The 20,865-nt window shown below is 70.5% G+C and carries 22 protein-coding genes, 1 tRNA gene and 3 pseudogenes; 20 read left to right on the forward strand and 6 right to left on the reverse strand.

Features of this window, described 5'->3' with window-relative positions; genetic code table 11:
- Nucleotides 1-508, forward strand: a pseudogene (locus AU196_RS14505) (peptidase); the annotation flags it as partial.
- Between the two features lie 10 nt (nt 509-518).
- On the opposite strand, the pseudogene AU196_RS25185 reads toward AU196_RS14505, so the two are convergent.
- From AU196_RS25185 to AU196_RS14520, 4 genes and pseudogenes are all read right to left on the reverse strand, one after another.
- Nucleotides 519-662, reverse strand: a pseudogene (locus tag AU196_RS25185) (MspA family porin); the annotation flags it as partial.
- Nucleotides 656-1,486, reverse strand: a pseudogene (locus AU196_RS14510) (neutral zinc metallopeptidase); the annotation flags it as partial. The pseudogenes AU196_RS14510 and AU196_RS25185, both read right to left, overlap by 7 nt.
- 42 nt (nt 1,487-1,528) lie before the next feature.
- On the reverse strand, nt 1,529-3,523 hold the full coding sequence (locus AU196_RS14515; protein ID WP_059095785.1) for an ATP-dependent DNA helicase: 1,995 nt from the start codon (nt 3,521-3,523) through the stop codon (nt 1,529-1,531).
- 2 nt (nt 3,524-3,525) lie between these two features.
- The gene (locus AU196_RS14520) at nt 3,526-4,860 is read right to left on the reverse strand and encodes a nicotinate phosphoribosyltransferase (RefSeq protein ID WP_502687265.1); all 1,335 of its coding nucleotides are present in this window, start codon (nt 4,858-4,860) and stop codon (nt 3,526-3,528) included.
- A gap of 23 nt (nt 4,861-4,883) precedes the next feature.
- Here AU196_RS14520 and clpS point away from each other — a divergent pair, with 23 nt between their 5' ends.
- The 12 genes from clpS (at nt 4,884) to AU196_RS14580 (ending at nt 14,344) form a co-directional block, all read left to right on the forward strand.
- Nucleotides 4,884-5,195 (forward strand): ATP-dependent Clp protease adapter ClpS, encoded by a 312-nt coding sequence (clpS, locus tag AU196_RS14525; protein WP_059095787.1) that lies wholly within the window; start codon nt 4,884-4,886, stop codon nt 5,193-5,195.
- Nucleotides 5,196-5,208: 13 nt separating this feature from the next.
- Complete coding sequence (gene aosR / locus AU196_RS14530; RefSeq protein ID WP_059095788.1) at nt 5,209-5,796, forward strand: oxidative stress transcriptional regulator AosR; 588 nt, start codon at nt 5,209-5,211, stop codon at nt 5,794-5,796.
- A complete protein-coding gene (locus AU196_RS14535) occupies nt 5,793-6,815 on the forward strand; it encodes a P1 family peptidase (protein ID WP_059095789.1) in 1,023 nt (340 codons plus the stop codon). Before aosR ends, AU196_RS14535 begins: the two co-directional genes overlap by 4 nt.
- Before the next feature lie 42 nt (nt 6,816-6,857).
- The gene (locus AU196_RS14540) at nt 6,858-7,271 is read left to right on the forward strand and encodes a M67 family metallopeptidase (protein ID WP_059095790.1); all 414 of its coding nucleotides are present in this window, start codon (nt 6,858-6,860) and stop codon (nt 7,269-7,271) included.
- A 14-nt stretch (nt 7,272-7,285) separates the two neighbouring features.
- On the forward strand, nt 7,286-7,567 hold the full coding sequence (locus AU196_RS14545) for a MoaD/ThiS family protein (RefSeq protein WP_059095791.1): 282 nt from the start codon (nt 7,286-7,288) through the stop codon (nt 7,565-7,567).
- 2 nt (nt 7,568-7,569) lie between these two features.
- Nucleotides 7,570-8,541, forward strand: a complete 972-nt coding sequence (locus tag AU196_RS14550; RefSeq protein ID WP_059096076.1) for a PLP-dependent cysteine synthase family protein — start codon at nt 7,570-7,572, stop codon at nt 8,539-8,541.
- Entirely contained in the window at nt 8,532-9,221 is a 690-nt protein-coding gene (locus tag AU196_RS14555) for a rhomboid family intramembrane serine protease (RefSeq protein ID WP_059095792.1), read from the forward strand. The genes AU196_RS14550 and AU196_RS14555 overlap by 10 nt, the downstream gene beginning before the upstream one ends.
- Nucleotides 9,218-10,060, forward strand: a complete 843-nt coding sequence (gene murI / locus AU196_RS14560; protein WP_059095793.1) for a glutamate racemase — start codon at nt 9,218-9,220, stop codon at nt 10,058-10,060. The genes AU196_RS14555 and murI overlap by 4 nt, the downstream gene beginning before the upstream one ends.
- 75 nt (nt 10,061-10,135) lie before the next feature.
- Nucleotides 10,136-10,909 carry a cyclic nucleotide-degrading phosphodiesterase gene (locus AU196_RS14565; protein WP_059095794.1) on the forward strand — a complete coding sequence of 258 codons (774 nt, stop codon included), beginning with the start codon at nt 10,136-10,138 and terminating at the stop codon, nt 10,907-10,909.
- Between the two features lie 42 nt (nt 10,910-10,951).
- A complete protein-coding gene (gene rph, locus AU196_RS14570; protein ID WP_059095795.1) occupies nt 10,952-11,734 on the forward strand; it encodes a ribonuclease PH in 783 nt (260 codons plus the stop codon).
- Nucleotides 11,735-11,750: 16 nt separating this feature from the next.
- Nucleotides 11,751-12,356, forward strand: a complete 606-nt coding sequence (gene rdgB / locus AU196_RS14575) for an RdgB/HAM1 family non-canonical purine NTP pyrophosphatase (protein WP_059095796.1) — start codon at nt 11,751-11,753, stop codon at nt 12,354-12,356.
- Between the two features lie 56 nt (nt 12,357-12,412).
- On the forward strand, nt 12,413-14,344 hold the full coding sequence (locus AU196_RS14580) for an MFS transporter (RefSeq protein ID WP_231737578.1): 1,932 nt from the start codon (nt 12,413-12,415) through the stop codon (nt 14,342-14,344).
- Here the strand turns inward: AU196_RS14580 and AU196_RS14585 are convergent.
- Nucleotides 14,322-14,681: a DUF3817 domain-containing protein gene (locus AU196_RS14585; protein ID WP_059095797.1), complete on the reverse strand. Its 360-nt coding sequence runs from the start codon at nt 14,679-14,681 to the stop codon at nt 14,322-14,324. The genes AU196_RS14580 and AU196_RS14585 overlap by 23 nt on opposite strands.
- Entirely contained in the window at nt 14,678-15,058 is a 381-nt protein-coding gene (locus AU196_RS14590) for a hypothetical protein (protein WP_059095798.1), read from the reverse strand. Before AU196_RS14590 ends, AU196_RS14585 begins: the two co-directional genes overlap by 4 nt.
- A 71-nt stretch (nt 15,059-15,129) precedes the next feature.
- On the opposite strand from AU196_RS14590, the gene AU196_RS14595 reads away from it, so the two are divergent.
- The 7 genes from AU196_RS14595 (at nt 15,130) to AU196_RS14625 (ending at nt 20,859) form a co-directional block, all read left to right on the forward strand.
- A tRNA-Leu gene (locus AU196_RS14595) sits at nt 15,130-15,213 on the forward strand.
- 32 nt (nt 15,214-15,245) lie between these two features.
- On the forward strand, nt 15,246-15,677 hold the full coding sequence (locus AU196_RS14600; RefSeq protein WP_059095799.1) for a DoxX family protein: 432 nt from the start codon (nt 15,246-15,248) through the stop codon (nt 15,675-15,677).
- Nucleotides 15,664-16,137, forward strand: coding sequence for a DUF309 domain-containing protein (locus AU196_RS14605; RefSeq protein WP_059095800.1), 474 nt, complete (start codon nt 15,664-15,666; stop codon nt 16,135-16,137). Before AU196_RS14600 ends, AU196_RS14605 begins: the two co-directional genes overlap by 14 nt.
- Before the next feature lie 45 nt (nt 16,138-16,182).
- The gene (locus AU196_RS14610; RefSeq protein ID WP_059095801.1) at nt 16,183-17,508 is read left to right on the forward strand and encodes an MFS transporter; all 1,326 of its coding nucleotides are present in this window, start codon (nt 16,183-16,185) and stop codon (nt 17,506-17,508) included.
- Between the two features lie 4 nt (nt 17,509-17,512).
- On the forward strand, nt 17,513-18,502 hold the full coding sequence (locus AU196_RS14615; RefSeq protein WP_059095802.1) for a LacI family DNA-binding transcriptional regulator: 990 nt from the start codon (nt 17,513-17,515) through the stop codon (nt 18,500-18,502).
- An 84-nt stretch (nt 18,503-18,586) separates the two neighbouring features.
- Nucleotides 18,587-19,789, forward strand: coding sequence for a cytochrome P450 (locus tag AU196_RS14620; protein WP_059095803.1), 1,203 nt, complete (start codon nt 18,587-18,589; stop codon nt 19,787-19,789).
- Nucleotides 19,786-20,859 (forward strand): phosphotransferase, encoded by a 1,074-nt coding sequence (locus AU196_RS14625; protein ID WP_059095804.1) that lies wholly within the window; start codon nt 19,786-19,788, stop codon nt 20,857-20,859. Before AU196_RS14620 ends, AU196_RS14625 begins: the two co-directional genes overlap by 4 nt.
- The last annotated feature ends 6 nt before the right edge of the window (nt 20,860-20,865 follow it).

Below are 20,865 nucleotides of genomic sequence, written 5' to 3' on the forward strand. Positions count from 1 at the left end.
CCCACCCACTCTCGACTTCACCGCCGAGGCCGCCGACACGTGCCCGGACGCGCGCCCGAGCCCGCCGGTCTCCTACTGCCCCGCCACCAACCGCCTCGTCGTCGACCTCCCCGAACTGCAGACGATGGGGGCCCCGCAACTGGACGTCGACACCCACGGGCTGGCCAACGGCGACAACACGGCCTACTCGGTGCTGATGTCGCGATATCTGCAGGCGGTGCAGCACGAGCGGGGGCTGGTTCTCGACACCGCCGAGGCGGCGCTGCGCACCGCATGCCTGACGGGGGTCGCGACCACGAAGCTGTCGAGCGATGTCACCACCCCCGACGGCAGCACCATCGCGTTGACGGCGGGCGATCTCGACGAGGCGGTGTCGGGCATCCTGACCAACGGGCTGGCGGCCAGCGACGTCAACGGCGATTCGGTGCCGTCCGGGTTCTCCCGGATCGACGCGTTCCGGGTCGGGGTGCTCGGCGACGAGCAGCGGTGTCTGAACCGCTTCCCGTAGGGCGGAGCCGTCAGACGACCTTGGTGGTGCCGTACCAGGCCAGCACCGCCTCGGACATCTCGGTCTCGCGGGTCAGGATGGCGTAGGACCGGATGAACGACTGACCGACGCAGCCGTCGATCTTGATGCGGAAGTTGCTGACCATCACCCACGGCGCTGGCCGATCTCACGCAGGTCGATCGCCGCGCACGACGCGGGCCCGTCGGTGAACCCGAACTGGAAGGCCGATACGCGTTCGAACGCCGAACCGTGTTCGTCGAGCGGGAGGAACAGGTCACCCTCGGTGAACAACGGATCGCGGAACGCGATGACGGCCGACAGCACGCCGTTGAGCCCGTCACCGGTGCTCACGGTGAAGCGCGGGGACGAGCCCTCGGCCACCCACCGCACGTAGGCCCCGGCGAAGCAGTCGGCCTGTTGTTCGGAGACGAGCACCGGGGTGTCGGGCCCGTTGAGCTCGGCCTGGCGCACGATGGTGTGCCCGTACTCGTGGGCGAGCACCATCGCCACGCCCATGTCCCCGTTCGCGGCCCGCAACGCCGGAAGGAGCTCACCACGGTCCCACCCGATCGTGTTCTCCTCCAGGCAGAATCCGGCGTTGACCAGATCGACGGTGTCGATGCCGCAGAAGAGTCCGTCGAACTCTGCCGAGTTCCAGGACACCAGCGTCTCGATAGGGGTGAACCGGTCGCCGGCGAAGGTCTCCGGGTAGGCCCGCGTCCAGAACTCCTCGACGTCGCTGACCGCCGCGGCGGCCAGGGCGTCGATCTCCCCGCCGTCGGAGCCGTCGACCGCGCGGATGGGGGCCGCGGCGTCGGGGCGCAGTCCCGTCGGTCCGTCGGTGGCCACCATCCCGGCCACGCGGAAAGGGTCGTCGAACACCGACACCGGTCGACCCTGCAGGGTGGTCGAACAGCCGGCTGCCACCAGGACGGCCACCGCGGCGATCCCGCCGCCGAACACCCGCCGTCGGCTCATGCTGGCGCCTTTCCGTGTCACGTCGTGTGAAGGATAGTGACGTCAGCCGCCTGCCCGGAGCCGTTCGAGCGCCGCGCGCACCCGGGCCGCGTCGGTGGTGGCCCAGAACGGGGGCAGCGATGCGCGCAGGTAGCCGCTGTAGCGGGCGGTGGCCATTCGGGAGTCCAGTACCGCGACCACACCCCGGTCGTCGGTGCGGCGCAGCAGCCGCCCCGCACCCTGGGCCAGCAGCAGCGCGGCGTGCGAGGCGGCGACGGCCATGAAACCGTTTCCGCCGTGGGCGGTCACCGCCCGTTGTCTGGCGGTCAACAACGGATCGTCGGGCCGTGGGAAGGGGATGCGGTCGATCAGCACCAGGGACAGCGACGGCCCGGGGACGTCGACGCCCTGCCACAGCGACAGCGTGCCGAACAACGAGGTCTGCGGGTCGGCGGCGAACCGTTCCACCAGCGCCGAGGTGGTGTCCTCGCCCTGACACAGCACCGGGGTGTCCAGCCGTTCCCGCATCACCTCCGCGGCGGCCTTCGCCGCGCGCATCGAGGAGAACAACCCCAGGGTGCGGCCGCCCGCGGCGGTGATCAGCGTCTCGATCTCCGCGAGCTGTTCGGCCGAACCCGTGCCGTCACGGCCTGGCGGCGGCAGGTGGGCGGCGACGTAGAGGATTCCGGCCTTGGCGTGTTCGAACGGTGACCCGACGTCGACCCCGTGCCACGTCGTGTCGGCCAGACCCCACGCCCGGGCCATGGCCTCGAAATTGCCGCCGACGGTCAGCGTGGCCGACGTCAACACCGTGGTGGCGTGCTCGAAGAGGCGGGTGCGCAGCAGACCGGCCACCGACAGCGGGGCGACCCGCAGGACCGCGCTGACCGAACCCGGGCCGCCCTCGTGGTCCAGCCACACCACGTCGACGCGGTCGGGGATGGCCGGAACGAAGGAGTCCAGGATCCGGTTGGCGGTGTCGCTGACGTCGGTCAGCGCGGTCACCGCCTCGGCGCGCGCGGCGGCGGCCTTCGGATCGCTGGGCGCGGTGTCGATCGCCGACCGCGCCCGGTCGGCCGCGTCGCGCAGCGCGGTCAGATACGTGGCCAGCTCGTCGTCGAGCCGGTCGATGCGCCCGGGCGTGCCGTCGTGGATGGCCGACGACACGGTGGCGACCGCCGCTTCCAGCCGGTCCGCGAGTTCCCCCTCGACCAGCCGCGCCACCCGCCGGTGGGCGATGCCCAACGAGGTGGCCGACAACTCACCGGTCGCCACCGACGTGACCCGGTCGGCCAGTTCGTGCGCCTCATCGATCACCACCGCGCTGTGTTCGGGCAGCACCGCGGCATCGGACATCGCGTCGATCGCGAGCAGCGCGTGGTTGGTCACCACCACGTCCACGTCGGCCGCCTTGCCGCGGGCCTTCTCGGCGAAGCAGTCGGTGCCGTACGGGCAGCGGGTGACGCCGATGCACTCCCGGGCCGACACGCTGACCTGACGCCACGACCGGTCCGGGACGCCGGGCCGCAGTTCGTCGCGGTCGCCGGTCTCGGTGTCCGAGGACCACTTGGTCAGCCGCTGCACGTCACGCCCGAGCGCGGTGGCCGCCACCGCGTCGAACAGCTCCTCCTGCGGGCGGTCGTCCGGGGCATCTGCGGTGCCCGCGGTGCCGTTGTGGATCTTGTTGAGACACAGATAGTTTCCGCGTCCCTTGAGCAGCGCGAACTGCGGACGGCGCGGCAGCGCACCGGCCAGGGCGTCGGCCAGGCGGGGCAGGTCGCGGTCGACGAGCTGACGCTGCAGGGCGATCGTGGCGGTGGAGACCACGACCGGTTCGTCGGCGGCGATCGCGTGGGCGATCGCGGGCACGAGGTAGGCCAGCGATTTGCCGGTGCCGGTGCCGGCCTGCACGGCCAGATGCCTGCCGGTGTCGAACGCCTGCGCCACCGCCCTGGCCATCTCGACCTGACCGGACCGTTCGGCGCCACCCACCGCCGCGACGGCCGCGGCCAGCAGGTCGGTGACGCGCTCTGAGGGATCCTCGTCGCCCGTGGCCACTCCTAGGGCCGTTCGCCGCCGCGCGCGGGGGCGATCATCCGGGTGGGGACGGCCGGTTCGCCGCGGGAGAGTTTGAGCCCGTCCCACGGCAGGCTGTGCAGCCCGGCGCTGACCCGCTCGCGCGCCGAGGCGAGGTCCAGGTCGCCGACCGGTTCGCCGGCCCGCACCAGGGGCACCGTCAGCGGGCGCAGTTCGCGGTCGCCGACGCCGGTGGGCGGTGCGCCGTAGGGGTGCACGATCTCCTCGAGGATCGTGCCCGACGGTTTCACCAGGCGGGCGGCCTGTTTGCGGCCGCCGTGGGATTCCTTGTGGCTGCTGCGTTTCTCCACCGGCAGGCCGTCGACCTCGACCAGCTTGTAGACCATGCCCGCCGTCGGCGCACCGGAGCCGGTGACCAGGGAGGTGCCGACGCCGAAGATGTCGACCGGTTCGGCGCGCAGGGCGGCGATCGCGAACTCGTCGAGGTCGCCGGAGACCACGATGCGGGTCCCGGACGCGCCGAGGCCGTCGAGTTGCGCGCGCACCTGCCGGGCCAGGACGCCGAGGTCACCGGAGTCGATGCGCACCGCCCCGAGGTCCGGACCGGCCACCGCGACGGCGTTGGCGACGCCAGGGGTGATGTCGTAGGTGTCGACCAGCAGCGTGGTCCCCGCGCCCAGGGCCTCGACCTGAGCCCGGAACGCGGCCACCTCGTCGGGGCCGTCGGGGGTGGTGTGCAGCAGTGTGAAGGCGTGCGCGCTGGTCCCCAGCGCAGGCACCCCGTAGCGGCGTTGCGCCTCGAGGTTCGAACTGCCGGCGAATCCGGCCAGATAGGCGGCCCGGGCGGCGGCCACGGCCGCCTGCTCGTGGGTGCGCCGCGAACCCATCTCGATGAGCGGCCGGCCCTGGGCGGCGCCGGCCATCCGGGCGGCGGCCGCCGCGATCGCGCTGTCGTGGTTGAAGATCGACAACGCCAGCGTCTCGAGCAGCACACACTCCGCGAACGTGCCGTGCACCGACAGCACCGGCGAGCCCGGGAAGTACAGCTCGCCCTCGGGGTAACCGTCGACATCGCCGCCGAAGCGGTAGCCGGCGAGGTAGCCCAGGGTCTCGTCGTCGAGGAAGTCGGCGACCGCCGCCAGCGCCGCGTCGTCGAAGGTGAACTGCCGCAACGCCTCGACGAACCGCGCGGTCCCCGCCACCACGCCGTAACGGCGGCCGTCGGGCAGGCGGCGGGCGAAGATCTCGAACGTCGCGCGCCGGTGCGCGGTCCCGTCGCGCAGCGCGGCTGCCAGCATCGTCAGCTCGTATTTGTCGGTCAGCAGCGCGGCTGTCACAGCTGCCACCGTAACCCGTATGGCCGTCCCGGTATCCTGACGGCATGGTCACACCGGCGAAAGCCCCGGGAACCCGCGAGCAGCGCGACGTGGCCACGGTGCCGGACCAGGACGAGGCCACCGAGGCGCCCTGGGTGACCATCGTCTGGGACGATCCGGTGAACCTGATGACCTACGTGACCTACGTCCTGCAGAAGCTGTTCGGCTACAGCGAGCCGCATGCCACCAAGCTGATGCTGCAGGTGCACAACGAGGGGAAGGCCGTCGTGTCGGCGGGCAGCCGCGAGTCCATGGAGGTCGATGTGTCCAAGCTGCACGCCGCGGGGCTCTGGGCGACCATGCAGCAGGACCGCTGACGGGGACGCTGGAGTGCGCAAATGGAAGCGGGTGCAGACGGCCGACGGTGCGAGGTTCCGGTCCGCGCTGGAAGCGCATGAGGCGGCGCTGCTGCACAGCCTGGTCAGCTCGGTGAAGGGCATGCTCGACGAGCGTGAATCATCTGCTCCCGCAGACGAACTCGAAGAGATCACCGGGATGCGGACCGGGCACACCGCACCCCCGCCGGACGCCACCATGAGACGGCTGCTGCCGGACTTCTTCCGGGCGGCCACCGATCACCCGGCCGGGTCCGGCACCGCGGAGAGCCTCAACAGTGCGTTGCGCAGCCTCCACGAACCGGAGATCCTGGCCGCCAAACGTGATGCGGCACAACGCCTGCTGGACACCATGCCGGCCGGCGGCGGGCGGTTCGAGCTCACCGAGGACGATGCGCACGCCTGGGCGGCCGCGGTCAACGACGTCCGGCTGGCGCTGGGGACCATGCTCGACATCGACGCCATCGGTGGCGACGACCTGCCCCCGGACCACCCGATGGCCGGACATGTGGACGTGTACCAGTGGTTGACGGTGCTGCAGGAGTATCTCGTGCTCAGCCTGGTCGGAAAGCCCCTCCGATGAGCGGATCGATCACCGACGTCGCGGGCATCCGCGTCGGCCACCACGACCGGCTGGACGCCGACGCCGCGCTGGGCAGCGGGTGGGCCAGCGGCACCACCGTCGTGCTCACCCCGCCCGGCACCGTCGGGGCGGTCGCCGGGCGGGGCGGTGCCCCGGGCACCAGGGAGACCGATCTCCTCGATCCGAGCAACTCGGTGCGCCATGCCGACGCCGTCGTGCTGACCGGCGGGAGCGCCTACGGGCTGGCCGCCGCCGACGGGGTGATGACGTGGCTCGAGGAGCAGGGCCGCGGCGTCGCACTCGACGGCGGTGTGGTGCCGATCGTGCCCGCCGCGGTGATCTTCGATCTTCCCGTCGGCGGCTGGGCGTGCCGGCCGACCGCGGAGTTCGGTTACACCGCCGCCGCGAGCGCGGGTGTCGACGTCGCGGTGGGAACCGTCGGCGCCGGGGTCGGGGCGCGGGCCGGGGTCATCAAGGGCGGGGTGGGCACGGCCTCGGTCGTCCTGGACAGCGGGGTGACGGTCGGGGCGATCGTCGTGGTCAACTCCGCGGGCGAGGCCTTCGACACCGCGACCGGACTGCCGTGGATGGCCGAGTACCGCCGGGAGTTCGGGCTCGTCGACCCGCCGGCCGACCAGATCGCGGCCTATGCGGGCCGCCACCGGGAGCTCAGCCCGCTCAACACGACGATCGCCGTGGTCGCGACCGACGCCGCGCTCAGCCCCACCGGCTGCCGCCGTGTGGCGGTCGCCGCGCACGACGGGTTGGCCCGCACGCTGCGGCCGTGTCACACACCGCTCGATGGCGATACGGTGTTCGCACTGGCCACCGGTGCCGTCGAGGTGCCTCCGGACCCCACCACACCGGCGTCGATGTCACCCGAGGTGCCGCTGATGACCGCGATCGGGGAGGCGGCGGCGGACGTCCTGGCCCGCGCCGTGATGGTCGGCGTGCTCGCCGCCGAGGGGGCCGCCGGAATACCGACGTACCGGGACCTGTTGCCCGGAGCGTTCGGATGAGCCGTTGAAGAGGGAACAGGGAAGAGGGAACAGGGGAGTGCAGTGCTGACGATCCGCGCCGATCTGGTCGACGCCATGGTCGCGCACGCCCGCGCCGACCACCCGGACGAGGCGTGCGGCATCCTCGCCGGTCCGGAGGGCTCCGACCGGCCCGAACGCCATATCGCGATGCTCAACGCCGAGCGGTCGCCGACGTTCTACCGATTCGATTCGATGGAGCAGTTGCGGGTCCACCGCGAGATGGAAGCGGCCGGTGAGGTGCCCGTCGTCATCTACCACTCCCACACCGGCACCGAGGCGTATCCCAGCCGGACCGACGTCTCGATCGCCCAGGAACCCGACGCCCACTACGTCCTGATCTCCACCCGCGACCCCGAGGACCACGAACTGCGCAGCTACCGCATCGTGGACGGAGTCGTCACCGAAGAGCCCGTCACGATCGTCGAGCAGTACTGAGTAAAGGAACTCCCATGTCCGTCACCGTCGAGATCCCCACCATCCTGCGCACCCACACCGGGGGCGAGAAGCGCGTCAGCGCCTCCGGCGCCACGCTCGCCGAGATCATCAACGACCTCGAGGCGAACTACTCCGGCATCTCCGAGCGGCTCGTCGACCCCGACAAACCGGGCAAGCTGCACCGGTTCGTCAACATCTACGTCAACGACGAGGACGTCCGGTTCTCGGGCGGTCTGGACGCCACGATCTCCGACGGGGATTCGGTGACGATCCTGCCCGCCGTGGCAGGTGGGTGACCTTGGCGCGTTACGACTCGGTGCTCGAGGCCCTCGGCAACACGCCGCTGGTGGGCTGCCCGCGCCTGTCACCCCGCTGGGATGACGACGAACACGGACCGCACGTGCGGCTGTGGGCCAAACTCGAGGACCGCAACCCCACCGGCTCGATCAAGGACCGGCCCGCGCTGCGGATGATCGAGCAGGCCGAGCGCGACGGGTTGCTGCATCCCGGTTCGACGATCCTGGAACCCACCAGCGGCAACACCGGGATCTCGCTGGCGATGGCCGCCCTGCTCAAGGGCTACCGGATGATCTGCGTGATGCCCGAGAACACCTCGGTCGAACGCAGGCAACTGCTCGAGTTGTACGGCGCGCGGATCATCGACTCGCCGGCCGAGGGCGGCTCCAACACCGCGGTGGCGCACGCCAAGGAACTGGCGGCGGCCAACCCGGAATGGGTGATGCTCTACCAGTACGGCAACCCCGCCAACGCCGACGCGCACTACTACGGCACCGGGCCCGAACTGCTCGCCGACCTGCCCGAGATCACGCACTTCGTCGCGGGGCTCGGCACCACCGGGACGCTGATGGGCACCGGCCGGTTCTTGCGCGAGAAGGTGCCGGGTGTGCAGATCGTGGCCGCCGAGCCGCGCTACGGCGAGGGCGTCTACGCGCTGCGCAACATCGACGAGGGGTTCATCCCCGAGCTCTACGACCCCGACGTGCTGACGACGCGGTTCTCCGTCGGATCCTTCGACGCCATCAAGCGGACCCGCGAACTGGTCACCCAGGAGGGCATCTTCGCGGGTGTCTCCACCGGGGCGATCCTGCATGCGGCGCTCGGCATGGCCGTCAAGGCGATCAAGGCGGGGGAGCGTGCCGACATCGCGTTCACCGTGTGCGACGCGGGCTGGAAGTACCTGTCGACCGGTGCCTATGCCGGTAGCCTCGACGACGCCGAAGACGCGTTGGAAGGGCAACTATGGGCATGACGGGCCCGGGGTATCCCGCCAATCCGCCGGCGCCGCAGCAGAAGCGGCCGGCGTGGGTGGTCGGCGGGGTCACGATCGTCAGCTTCGTCGTCCTGCTGTACGTGATCGAACTGTTCGACTCCCTCACCGGACACCGCCTCGACGAGAACGGCATCCGTCCGCTGGAGACCGACGGTCTGTGGGGCGTCGTGTTCTCGCCGCTGCTGCACGCCGACTGGCAGCATCTGCTCGCCAACACCGGTCCGGCGCTGGTGCTCGGGTTCCTGATGACGCTGGCCGGGTTGTCCCGGTTCATCTACGCGACCGCGATCGTGTGGATACTCGGCGGGCTCGGCACCTGGCTGATCGGCAACCTCGGTACGCACTGCCCCTATGTCGGTGTGCGCTGCGAGGTCAACCACATCGGCGCGTCGGGTCTCATCTTCGGCTGGCTCGCGTTCCTCATCGTGTTCGGGTTCTTCACGCGCAAGGCCTGGGAGATCGTCGTCGGCGTCATCGTGCTGTTCGTCTACGGCGGCATCCTGCTCGGCGTGCTGCCCGGCACGCCCGGGGTGTCCTGGCAGGGACATCTGTGCGGCGCGGTCGCCGGTGTCGTGGCCGCCTACGTCCTGTCCAGTCCGGAGCGCAAGGCCCGCGAGCTGCGCCGGTCGCGGACCGCACCGCCGTACCTGACGTCGTGACCACCCCGGCGGGCGATCGGCTGGGCCCGATCGGAATCTTCGATTCCGGCGTCGGGGGGCTCACGGTCGCGCGGGCGATCATCGACCAACTGCCCGACGAGGACATCGTCTACGTCGGTGACACCGGCAACGGACCGTACGGTCCGCTGACCATCCCCGAGATCCGTGCGCACGCGCTGGCGATCGGCGACGACCTCGTCGAGCGCGGCGTCAAGGCGCTGGTCATCGCGTGCAACACGGCGTCGTCGGCCTGCCTGCGCGACGCCCGCGAGCGCTACGCGCCGGTGCCGGTCGTCGAGGTGATCCTGCCCGCGGTGCGCCGGGCGGTGGCCGCCACCCGCAGCGGCCGCATCGGGGTGATCGGCACGTCGGCGACCATCGCCTCCGGCGCCTACCAGGACGCGTTCGCCGCCGCCCGCGACATCGAGGTCCTCGGCGTCGCCTGCCCCCGGTTCGTCGACTTCGTCGAACGCGGCGTGACCAGCGGACGCCAGGTTCTCGGGCTGGCCGAGGCCTACCTCGAACCACTGCAGCGGGCCGACGTCGACACGCTCGTGCTCGGCTGCACGCACTACCCGATGCTGTCCGGTCTGATCCAGCTCGCGATGGGCGATCACGTCACCCTGGTGTCCAGTGCGGAGGAGACGGCCAAGGACCTGCTTCGGGTGCTGACCGAACTCGACCTGCTGCGTCCGCATCCCGCCGATCCCGGCGCCACCCCGGCCACCCGGGTGTTCGAATCCACCGGAGACCCAGCGGCTTTCACCGCCCTGGCGGCCCGGTTCCTGGGTCCGAGTCTGGACGGGGTGCGGCCAGTACAGCGTCGCGTCGAGGCGTAGCGCCCACCGGACCCGCGACCGGTGGTGACAAACCGGCCATGTTTTCGTCAACGGGGTATTGGGCATGGCAAGCTAGTGAGCGTGCGAATCACCGTACTCGGTTGCTCCGGCAGTGTGGTCGGGCCTGATTCGCCGGCGTCCGGATATCTTCTGACCGCACCCGACACCCCGCCGCTGGTGCTGGATTTCGGCGGCGGCGTGCTGGGCGCGCTGCAACGGCATGCCGACCCCAACGCGGTGTCGGTGCTGCTGAGCCACCTGCACGCCGATCACTGCCTGGACCTGCCCGGGCTCTTCGTGTGGCGCCGCTACCACCCGTCGCCCGCCCCCGATCGCGGGGTGCTCTACGGACCGGCCAACACCTGGGCCCGGCTGGGGGCCGCCTCCTCGCCGGAGGGCGGGGAGATCGACGACATCTCCGACATCTTCGAGGTGCGGAACTGGTCGGACAACTCCGCCGTGCAGATCGGCGCGGTGTCGGTGCTGCCGCGTCTGGTCTGTCACCCCACCGAGTCCTACGGCATGCGTTTCACCGATCCGTCCGGTACGACGTTCGTCTACAGCGGTGACACCGGCTTCTGCGAGCCGCTCATCGAACTCGCCCGGGGCGCCGACATGTTCCTGTGCGAGGCGTCGTGGACCCATTCGCCGGACCGTCCGCCCGGGCTGCACCTGTCGGGTACCGAGGCCGGCCGGGCGGCCAAGCTCGCCGGGGTGGGGGAACTGTTGCTCACCCACATCCCGCCGTGGACCTCGCGCGAGGACGTCATCAGTGAGGCGAAGGCGGAGTTCGACGGTCCGGTGCACGCGGTGGTGTGCAACGAGTCGTTCGACGTCACGAAGCGCTGACTCCCGGGCCGCCCCGTCGGGCCGAGCGGATAGGGTTGGGCCGTGTCCAGACGAGAAGACGGTCGGCTCGACGACGAGTTGCGTCCGGTGCGGATCACCCGCGGTTTCACCTCGCACCCCGCCGGTTCGGTGCTGGTCGAGTTCGGCGAGACCCGTGTGATGTGCACGGCCAGCGTCACCGAGGGGGTGCCGCGCTGGCGTAAGGGAACCGGGCAGGGCTGGCTCACCGCCGAGTACGCGATGCTGCCCGCCGCCACACACGACCGCTCCGACCGGGAATCGGTCAAGGGCCGTGTCGGCGGCCGCACCCAGGAGATCAGCCGGCTGGTCGGCCGGTCGCTGCGGGCCTGCATCGACTTGAATGCGTTGGGGGAGAACACGATCGCGATCGACTGCGATGTGTTGCAGGCCGACGGCGGCACCCGCACCGCGGCGATCACCGGGGCCTATGTCGCGTTGGCCGACGCAGTCACCTACCTCGCCGCGGCCGACAAACTCTCCGACCCCCGACCGCTGTCGTGCGCGATCGCGGCGGTCAGTGTGGGCGTCGTGGACGGCCGGGTGCGGGTGGACCTGCCGTACACGGAGGATTCGCGCGCCGAGGTCGACATGAACGTGGTCGCCACCGACACCGGCACGCTGGTCGAGATCCAGGGCACCGGTGAGGGCGCGACGTTCCCGCGTTCGACCCTGGACAAGCTGCTCGACCTCGCGCTGGCGTCGTGCGAGCAGTTGTTCGTCGTCCAGCAGGAGGCGCTCGCGGCCCCGTATCCGGGTGTGCTGCCCGAGCCGAAGACGCCGCCGAAGAAGGCGTTCGGAAGCTGACGCGCACCCGAGAGCAATGACCGTCGAACTCCTGGTCGCCAGCCGCAACCGCAAGAAACTGGCCGAACTGCGAAGGGTGCTCGACGCCGCGGGGGTGTCCGGGCTGACCCTGCTCTCCCTCGACGACGTCGCACCGTTCGACGAGGCGCCGGAGACCGGGGCGACGTTCGAGGAGAACGCACTCGCCAAGGCGCGCGACGCGTTCCGCGCCACCGGCGTGGCCACCGTCGCCGACGATTCCGGGCTCGAGGTGGACGCCCTCAACGGGATGCCCGGGGTGCTCTCGGCGCGCTGGGCCGGGACCCACGGCGACGACGCGTCGAACACCGCGCTGCTGCTCGCCCAACTGCGCGACGTTCCCGACGACCGGCGCGGGGCGGGGTTCGTCTCGGCGTGCGCGCTGGTCGACGGCGCGCAGGAGGTCGTGGTGCGTGGCGTGTGGCGCGGTGCGCTCACCCGGGAGCCACGCGGGGAGGGTGGCTTCGGTTACGACCCGGTGTTCCTGCCCGAGCACTCCGATCGCACGGCCGCGGAGTTGACGCCGGCCGAGAAGGACGCCGCCAGCCACCGCGGGCGGGCGCTCGCGCAGCTGGTCCCGGCGCTACGGGCGCTCGTCGACTGACGTCACGTCGTCCGCACAAGTCGGGCAAGTTTTAGATAGACAACCTAATGGGTAGCATGCCCGTCGTGGCTCGGCACGGTGTGGGGACGACGGATACGGCAGTGGCCGCGCGTGTGCGCCCGAACGTGCTCATCGCGGTCCTCGCGGCGGCCGGCATCAGCGTGTCGCTGATGCAGACGCTGATCATCCCGCTGATCCCGGAGCTGCCCACCCTGTTGCGGACCGGCCCGGACAACGCGTCGTGGGCGATCACCGCGACGCTGCTCACGGCGGCGGTCGCGACACCGCTGTTCGGTCGGCTCGGCGACATCTACGGCCCCAAACCGGTGCTGATGACCTGCGCGGCCCTGCTCACCGCCGGTTCGGTGATCGCCGCGCTCAGCACCGCGCTCCTCCCGGTGATCGTCGGCCGGGGTCTGCAGGGGTTCGGAATGCCGATCATCCCGCTGGGGATCAGCGTGTTGCGCGCGGCCGTACCCGCCGACCGGGTGGGGTCGGCGATGGGGATCATGAGTGCCTCACTCGGAGTGGGCGGTGCGCTGGGCCTGCCGCTGTCGGCGGTGATCGCGCAGAACTTCAACTGGCATGTGCTCTTCTGGTTCGCCGCCGGGCTCGGCGCGGCTGCCCTGCTCGGCTTCGCCGTCCTTGTGCCGCCGGTGGGGTCGCGGACCTCGGAACGCGTGGACGTCCTCGGAGCCCTGGGCCTGGCCGGCGGGCTGACCACGCTGCTGCTGGCGATCTCCAAGGGCCAGACCTGGGGTTGGACCAGCACCACGACGCTGAGCCTGTTCGCCGCCTCACCGGTCATCTTCGCGGTGTTCGCCTGGTGGCAGTTGCGGGCGCCGGCACCGATCGTCGACCTGCGCACCACGGTCCGGCGGCCGGTGCTCACCACGAACCTGGCGTCGGTCGGCGTGGGGTTCGGCCTCTTCGCGCTGTCACTGGTCGCGCCGCAGGTGCTGGAACTGCCGACCCAGACCGGTTACGGGCTCGGGCAGTCGATGTTGCACGCGGGCCTGTGGATGGCGCCCGGCGGGCTGGCGATGATGGTGTCCGCGCCGATCGCCGCCCGGATCGCGGCGGTGACCGGACCCCGGCTCACGCTCGTCGTCGGCTGCGCGATCATCTCGGTGTCGTACCTGATCGGCCTTCGACTCCTGGACAGCCCCGTCGAGGTGCTGATCCTCAACGTCGCGGTCAGCGTCGGCGTCGGCTTCGCGTTCGCCTCGCTGCCCGCACTGATCAACGCGGCCGTCCCGGTGACGGAGACCGCCGCGGCCAACGGCATCAACGCGTTGGCCCGGTCATTGGGCACCTCCGTCTCCAGCGCGGTGATGGGCGCGGTGCTGGCGGGGATGACGACGTCGTTCGCCGGCCGGGTTCTGCCGTCGCTGGAGGGTTTCCACACCGCGCTGATCATCGCGGCCTGCGCGGCGGGCGTCGCGGGCCTGATCGCGCTGGCCATCCCCAAGCCGACGCCCGTGCCCGAGGCGGCGTCCCGCGCACCGGAGCCTCCGGTGCGCGATCTCGAGGCGGTGCTGACGCGGCTGGGCAGGCATTCCGCGCTGGGCGCCTACGACGACGGTCTGCCGATGCAGTTCCTCGGGCGGCGGACGTACGTGCTGCTGGCCCACCTCGAGCAGGCCGGGCCCGCATCGGTCGAAGAGATCGCCGACGCGCTGGGCGTCGACACCGCGACGGTGGGCAGCGAGGCGTTCGTCATGCTGCGCGACGGTCTCGTCGAACCGGTGGCGCAGGACAGCGCACCCGCGTGGTCGGGGCGCACGCCGCGCTTCGCGTTGACCGTGGGCGGCCGGGATCGGTTGCGGCGGCAGCGGTCTCACAAGGTGGCCGGGCTGCGCCGCGCGGTCGACGGATGGGACCACGCCGACGTCGAGGCGCTGGTCGGCTACGTGACGCGGCTGACCGACGACATCGACGAGGTGCGTCGCGGCGTCCCGCCGGTCACAGGCCGAAGCGTGCCTTGAGGTTCTTCGTCTGGAAGTGCTCGACGATGATGCCGAGCAGCGGGATCGTACCGGCGAGCAGCACGCCGATGGTCTTGCCGATCGGCCACCGCACCTTGACCGCCAGGTTCGCGGTGAACAACAGGTAGGCGAAGTACACCCAGCCGTGGATGGGGGCGACCAGCCACAGGAACGGCCAGTCCACCTTGACGATGTACTTGAGCACCATCTCGGCGCACAGCACGATCAACCAGATACCCGTCGCCCAGGCCAGGATGCGGTAGTTGCGGACCGCCTTGGCGATGGTCTCGATCGACACTCCGGCGGGCGCGGTGTCCGGCGTCTGCGGTGCGGTCATGGTGCGGTTCTGCCTTCGTTGTCGGCTTTGGCGAGATCAGCAAGGTAGGCGTTGTACTCACGCAGCGCGGGATCGTCGTCGGACGGGGGAGGCGGGGCCGCCGCGGTGCGGTCGGGCAGCAGGTCGGCGGGGATCTCGGTGACCGCGTCGCTGGGGTGCGGTGCGGGCGGGGCTTCCTCGTAGCGGACGAACTTGTAGTACGCGTACACGCAGAACCCGGCGAACATCGGCCACTGGAGGGCGTAGCCGAGGTTCTGGAACGAGCCGGACGTCGACTCCCAGCGGGTCCACTGCCACCACGCCAGCGCGAGGCAGCCGGCTGCGGCCGCCACGACCAGCAGGATCAGCGCCGGTCTCCTACGCCGTGTAGTGGACACGGCTCCACGGTACCGCTTGGTGTTCGAGGCGACGAAACGCTCGGAGGCCTGGACGGTACGATGGCCACGCTGCGGGCGTGGCGAAATCGGTATACGCGCCGGCTTTAGGTGCCGGTGCTCGAAAGAGCGTGTGGGTTCGAGTCCCTCCGCCCGCACTCCTTGTCACCCGGCCAGGCACCATGGCCTGGTGACACTCCTTCGCCTCCTCGCCCGCGTCCTTCTCGGTGCGTCCCTCCTTTTCGCGGGGATCGGTCACCTGACCTTCGCCCGCACCGACTTCTACGCCCAGGTGCCGCCCTGGCTGCCGCTGAACGTCGACCTCGTGGTGATCGCGTCGGGTGTCGTGGAGATCGCGCTCGGCGCGGCCCTGATCGTGCTGCACCGGTGGCGGGTCCCGGTCGGCTGGATCACCGCCGCGTTCTTCGTCGCGATCTTCCCCGGCAACATCTCCCAGTTCCTCACCCACACCGACGCGTTCGGCCTCGACTCCGACCGTGACCGCGCCGTCCGGTTGCTCTTCCAGCCCGTTCTCGTGGTGTGGGCGCTGTGGTCGACGGAAGCGTGGGCGGCATGGCGCAGGCCCAAGGCGGTGGAGGAGCACCCGCATGTCCGGGCGTGACCGCGACGAGGCCGGCCGACCCCGCAACAGCCGCCCGCGGGACGCGCTCGGCCGGCCGCTGCCTCCGGGCAGCGAGGGCGTCGACCGCATCCCCGACGACCTTCACCTGCCGCCGGACGAGACGCTGGCCTACGCCCAACGCCTGGTCGACGCCGGACGTGCGTTCCACGCGCACGAGGTGCTCGAGGCGGCGTGGAAGAACGGCCCCGACGACGAGCGGTCGCTCTGGCAGGGGCTCGCGCAGGTGATGGTCGGCATCACCCACGTCCAGCGCGGCAATCCCGACGGCGCCCGCGCGCTGTTGCGCCGCGGCGCGGGGCGGCTCGCGGAGGCGCCCGCGCGCTACGGCGTCGACGTGGCCGGTGTGCGCGGCTACGCCGAGGGTCTCGAGCGTGAGCTGGACTCTGGTCGCGAGATACCGGCCGACCGGCTCAGGCCCACGCTCGTGCGCGCCGACTGAAACCACCCCCTGCTTACGCGGATAAGCGGTAGTCTCCCTCTCGCCATGGAGAGTCAGATATCCGCGCCCGCACCCGCCGATTCGGCGGCCATCCGCAAGGCGGTCGCCGGCGCGTCGATCGGTAACGCCGTCGAATGGTTCGACTTCGCGATCTACGGCTTCCTCGCGACGTTCATCGCGGCCGAATTCTTTCCGGCGGGCAACGACACCGCCGCGCTGCTGAACACGTTCGCGATCTTCGCGGCGGCGTTCTTCATGCGGCCCCTCGGCGGTTTCGTGTTCGGCCCGCTCGGCGACCGCATCGGCCGACAGCGGGTGCTCGCGGTGGTCATCCTGCTGATGTCGGCGGCCACGCTCGGCATCGGCCTGCTGCCCACCTACGCGAGCATCGGGGTGGCCGCGCCGCTGCTGCTGCTGTTCCTGAGGTGCCTGCAGGGGTTCTCCGCGGGCGGTGAATACGGCGGCGGCGCAGTCTATCTCGCCGAGTACGCGCGCGATCGCAGCCGCGGGCTGACGGTGACGTTCATCGCCTGGTCCGGCGTCGTCGGCTTCCTGCTCGGGTCGGTGACGGTCACGGTGCTGCAGGCGCTGCTGCCCGCCGCGGCGATGGAGAGCTACGGCTGGCGCATCCCGTTCCTGCTCGCCGCGCCGCTGGGACTGGTCGGCCTTTACATCCGGTTGCGCCTCGACGACACGCCGGAGTTCGCGGCGCTGTCGGAGACCGACCGGGTGGCGTCGTCGCCGCTGCGCGAGGCGGCCACCACCGCGTGGCGACCGATCCTGCAGGTGATCGGCCTGTTCATCGTGTTCAACGTCGGCTACTACGTGGTGTTCACATTCCTGCCGACGTACTTCATCAAGACCCTCGAATTCGGCAAGACCGCGTCGTTCGTCTCGATGTCGCTGGCCAGCCTGGTCGCCCTGGTGCTGATCCTGCCGCTGGCGGCGCTGTCGGACCGCATCGGCAGACGCCCCCTGCTGATCGGCGGTGCGGTGGCGTTCGTGGTCTCGGCCTATCCGCTGTTTCTGCTGCTGAACTCGGGTTCGCTCGCCGCGGCGATCACCGCGCACTGCGTGCTGGCGGCCATCGAGTCGGTCTACGTGTCGACCGCCGTCACCGCAGGCGTCGAACTGTTCGCCACCCGGGTGCGCTACAGCGGCTTCTCCATCGGCTACAACGTCTCGGTCGCGGCGTTCGGCGGAACGACCCCGTACGTCGTCACCTGGCTGACCGCGACCACCGAGAACAACCTCGCCCCGGCGCTCTACCTGATCGTCGCCGCGGTCGTGTCGCTCGCGACGCTGCTGACGCTGCGCGAGTCCGCCGGCCGGCCGCTGGCCGCGACAGCCGTCGCTGACGTGCGACGATGAGCCGGTGAGCGGTAGGGGAGCGGCGAGGCCGACAAAGGCCGACGTGGCGCGATTGGCCAACGTGTCGACGGCCACCGTCAGCTACGTCCTCAACAACGTGGAGAGCCAACGCATCTCGTTGCGCACCCGCGACGCGGTGCGCAAGGCCGCCGAGACACTCGGCTACCGGCCGAATCTGGCCGCGCGCAACCTCGCGGTCGGCGGGAGCGGCATCGTGCTGTTCATCGTGCCGCGCATCGCGCTCGGCGAACTGCCGATGGAGGTCGGCAGCAGGCTCACGACCGCGCTCGCCCGTCACGGCATCGTGCTGTCGTTGCAGTTCGAGACCGACGACGACCGCAACGTCGTCGACGCGATCAACGATCTGAACCCGGTCGCGGTCACGAGCGTCTTCCCGCTGACCGGGACGGCACTCGCGGCCGCCGAGGCCGCCTGCATCCCGCAGATCCACGTCGGCAGCGCGCAGTTGCGCGCACTCGGCGACCTGCATCTGTCCATCGGTGACCTGCGGATCGCGCATCTGAAAGAGCGGGGACACCGCCGGCTCGCCTTCGCCTACTCCGACGTCGACAAGCTCCGACCGCTCGGCGACTACTGGCTCGCCGGGCTCCAGGTGCGCGCCCGCGAGCACGGGCTGCCCGAGCTCGCGGTCGGCACGCTCGCCACCGACGGGAGCGACGCCGCCGAGGTCGTGACCGGCTGGGTGGGCCAGGGCGTGACGGCGGTGTGCGCGCAGAGCGACGAGACGGCGTTCGTGGTGCTGCACGGGCTGCGCGAAGCCGGTCTGCGGTGCCCCGGCGATCTGGCCGTCATGGGCGTCGACGCGCGTCCGCTCGGGGCGGTGAGCGGTCCGCCGCTGACCTCGGTCGGGTTCGACGCCAAGGAGATCGTGGACGTCGCGGTCGCGGCGATGATGGCCGAACTCGGCTACCCGATCGAGTATCAGCCCAGCGCCCGCAACGTCGCGCGGTTGATCCGGCGCTCATCGACCTGAGCGTTACATCCAGCCGCAGAATTGTTGCTTTCGACCACGCTTACGCGTGTAAGCTCCCTACCGCGTACAGAGAGGCGGATTTCCGTGACCGTGAGTGCCAGCCCCGACGTCTACTTCGACCCGTACGACGTCGACCTCAATGCCGATCCCTACCCCATGTTCAAGCGCCTCCGCGAGGAGGCGCCGCTGTACTACAACACGCAGTACGACTTCTACGCCGTGAGCCGCTACGACGACGTCTGCAAGGCGCTCGTGGACCACGAGACCTTCAGTTCCAAGCGTGGCGCGATCATCGAGCTCATCAAGGCCAACATCGACATCCCGCCGGGCACGGTGATCTTCGAGGACCCGCCGATCCACGATGTGCACCGCAAGCTGCTCGCCCGCATGTTCACCCCGCGCAAGATCAACGCCCTCGAGCCGAAGATCCGCGAGTTCTGTGCACAGAGTCTCGATCCGCTGGTCGGGGCCGGGCGTTTCGACTTCATCACCGACTTCGGCGCGCAGATGCCGATGAAGGTGATCAGCTCGCTGCTCGGCATCCCCGAGGACGACCAGGAGATGATCCGCGACTACGGCAACGCCCAGTTGCGCACCGAGGCGGGTAAGCCGATGTCGGCGGCCGAGCAGGGCATGGTCACCGGCGAGGTCTTCGAGGCCTACATCGACTGGCGCAAGGACAATCCGTCCGACGACATCATGACCGAACTGCTCAACGTCGAGTTCACCGACGAGACCGGTACCGTCCGCCGGCTGCGCCGTGAGGAGCTGCTCGTCTACCTCAACGTGGTCGCGGGCGCAGGCAACGAGACCACGACACGGTTGATCGGCTGGGCGGCCAAGGTGCTGGCCGAGCACCCCGACCAGCGCAGGGAACTGGTCGAGAACCCGGCCCTCATCCCGCAGGCCGTCGAGGAACTGCTGCGCTTCGAACCCCCGGCCCCGCACGTCGCGCGCTACGTGACCCGCGACGTCGAGATCCACGGCCATACGGTTCCCGAGGGCAGCGTGATGCTGATGCTGATCGGCGCCGCCGTCCGCGACCACCGCCAATTCCCGCCCGACGGCGACGTTTTCGACATCCACCGCGAACCGCGCCAGCATCTCGCCTTCAGCGTCGGCACGCACTACTGTCTCGGGTCGGCGCTCGCGCGACTGGAGGGGCGGATCGCGCTCGAGGAGATCCTCAAACGGTTCCCGGAGTGGGACGTCGACATGGCCAATGCCGCGCTGTCCCCGACGTCGACTGTGCGGGGCTGGGATTCGATGCCGGCGATCGTGCGATGACCAGTGCCGCGCTGGAGGTGCCGAAGGACTGGGACGAGATCACCCCGGACTGGATGACGGCTGCGCTGTCCACGCACCATCCGGATGCGGTCGTCGACTCCGTCGACGTCGACCTGCGCGACGACGGCACCAACCGGCGGGCGCGGCTGCGCCTCGGCTACGCGGCGGGCTCGGGTCCGGAGACGGTGTTCGTCAAGGCCGTCGACCCGGCCCACCGCGACCTGGTCCGGCTCACCAGCGGTCTGTTCCACGAACCGCGGCTGTTCAACTCCTCGGTGGACCTGCCGCTGGAACACCCGACCGTGTTCACAGCACTGGTCGACGAGGCCGCCGAGGACTTCATCCTGGTGATGGAGGATCTCACCGCGCGTGACGCCGACCCGCGGGACGCCACCCGCCCGCTGAGCGTCGAACAGGCGGCGACGGGGGTGCGCGGTCTGGCGCGGATGCACGGTCGGTACTGGGGGACAAGGGTTCTCGATGAGCCGGCGCTCGACTGGCTGGAGCCGTTCGTCCCGTGGGACGGGATGGGCGCCGCACCGCTGTCGGAGGCGCAGAAGCGCCTCGGTGACGATGCGCCGGACGTCGTGATGGCGTTGACCATCGGCGAACTGATCGACGACATCTGGAAGCCGTACATCCGCAGCCTGACCAAGGCGCCGCAGACCCTCCTGCACGGCGATCCGCACATCGGCAACACCTATCTGCTGCCCAGCGGTGAGGTCGGGTTCCTGGACTGGCAGGTTGCCCGCAGGGGGAACTGGTCGTTGGACCTGGGGTATTTTCTGCAGGGCGCGTTGACGATCGAGGACCGGCGGCGCAGCGAGCGTCACCTGCTCGAGGAGTACCGCGACGCGCTCGGCCTGCCCGCCGACGAGCTGCCGTCACTCGGAGAGATCTGGCTGCGCTACCGGGCGTCGGTCGCGCACGGGCTCACGCTGTGGCTGTGCACCGCCAGCGCCGGCGAGCTGTGGCAGCGTCCGGACATCGCGATCGCTCTGGCCCAACGGTATTCGGCCGCGTACGCCGATCTGCAGACCACCGAGGCGCTGGCCGACATCGACACCTGAGTCCGT

This window comes from Mycobacterium sp. IS-1742 (genome assembly GCF_001500125.1).
In the GTDB taxonomy this organism is placed as follows: Bacteria; Actinomycetota; Actinomycetes; order Mycobacteriales; family Mycobacteriaceae; genus Mycobacterium.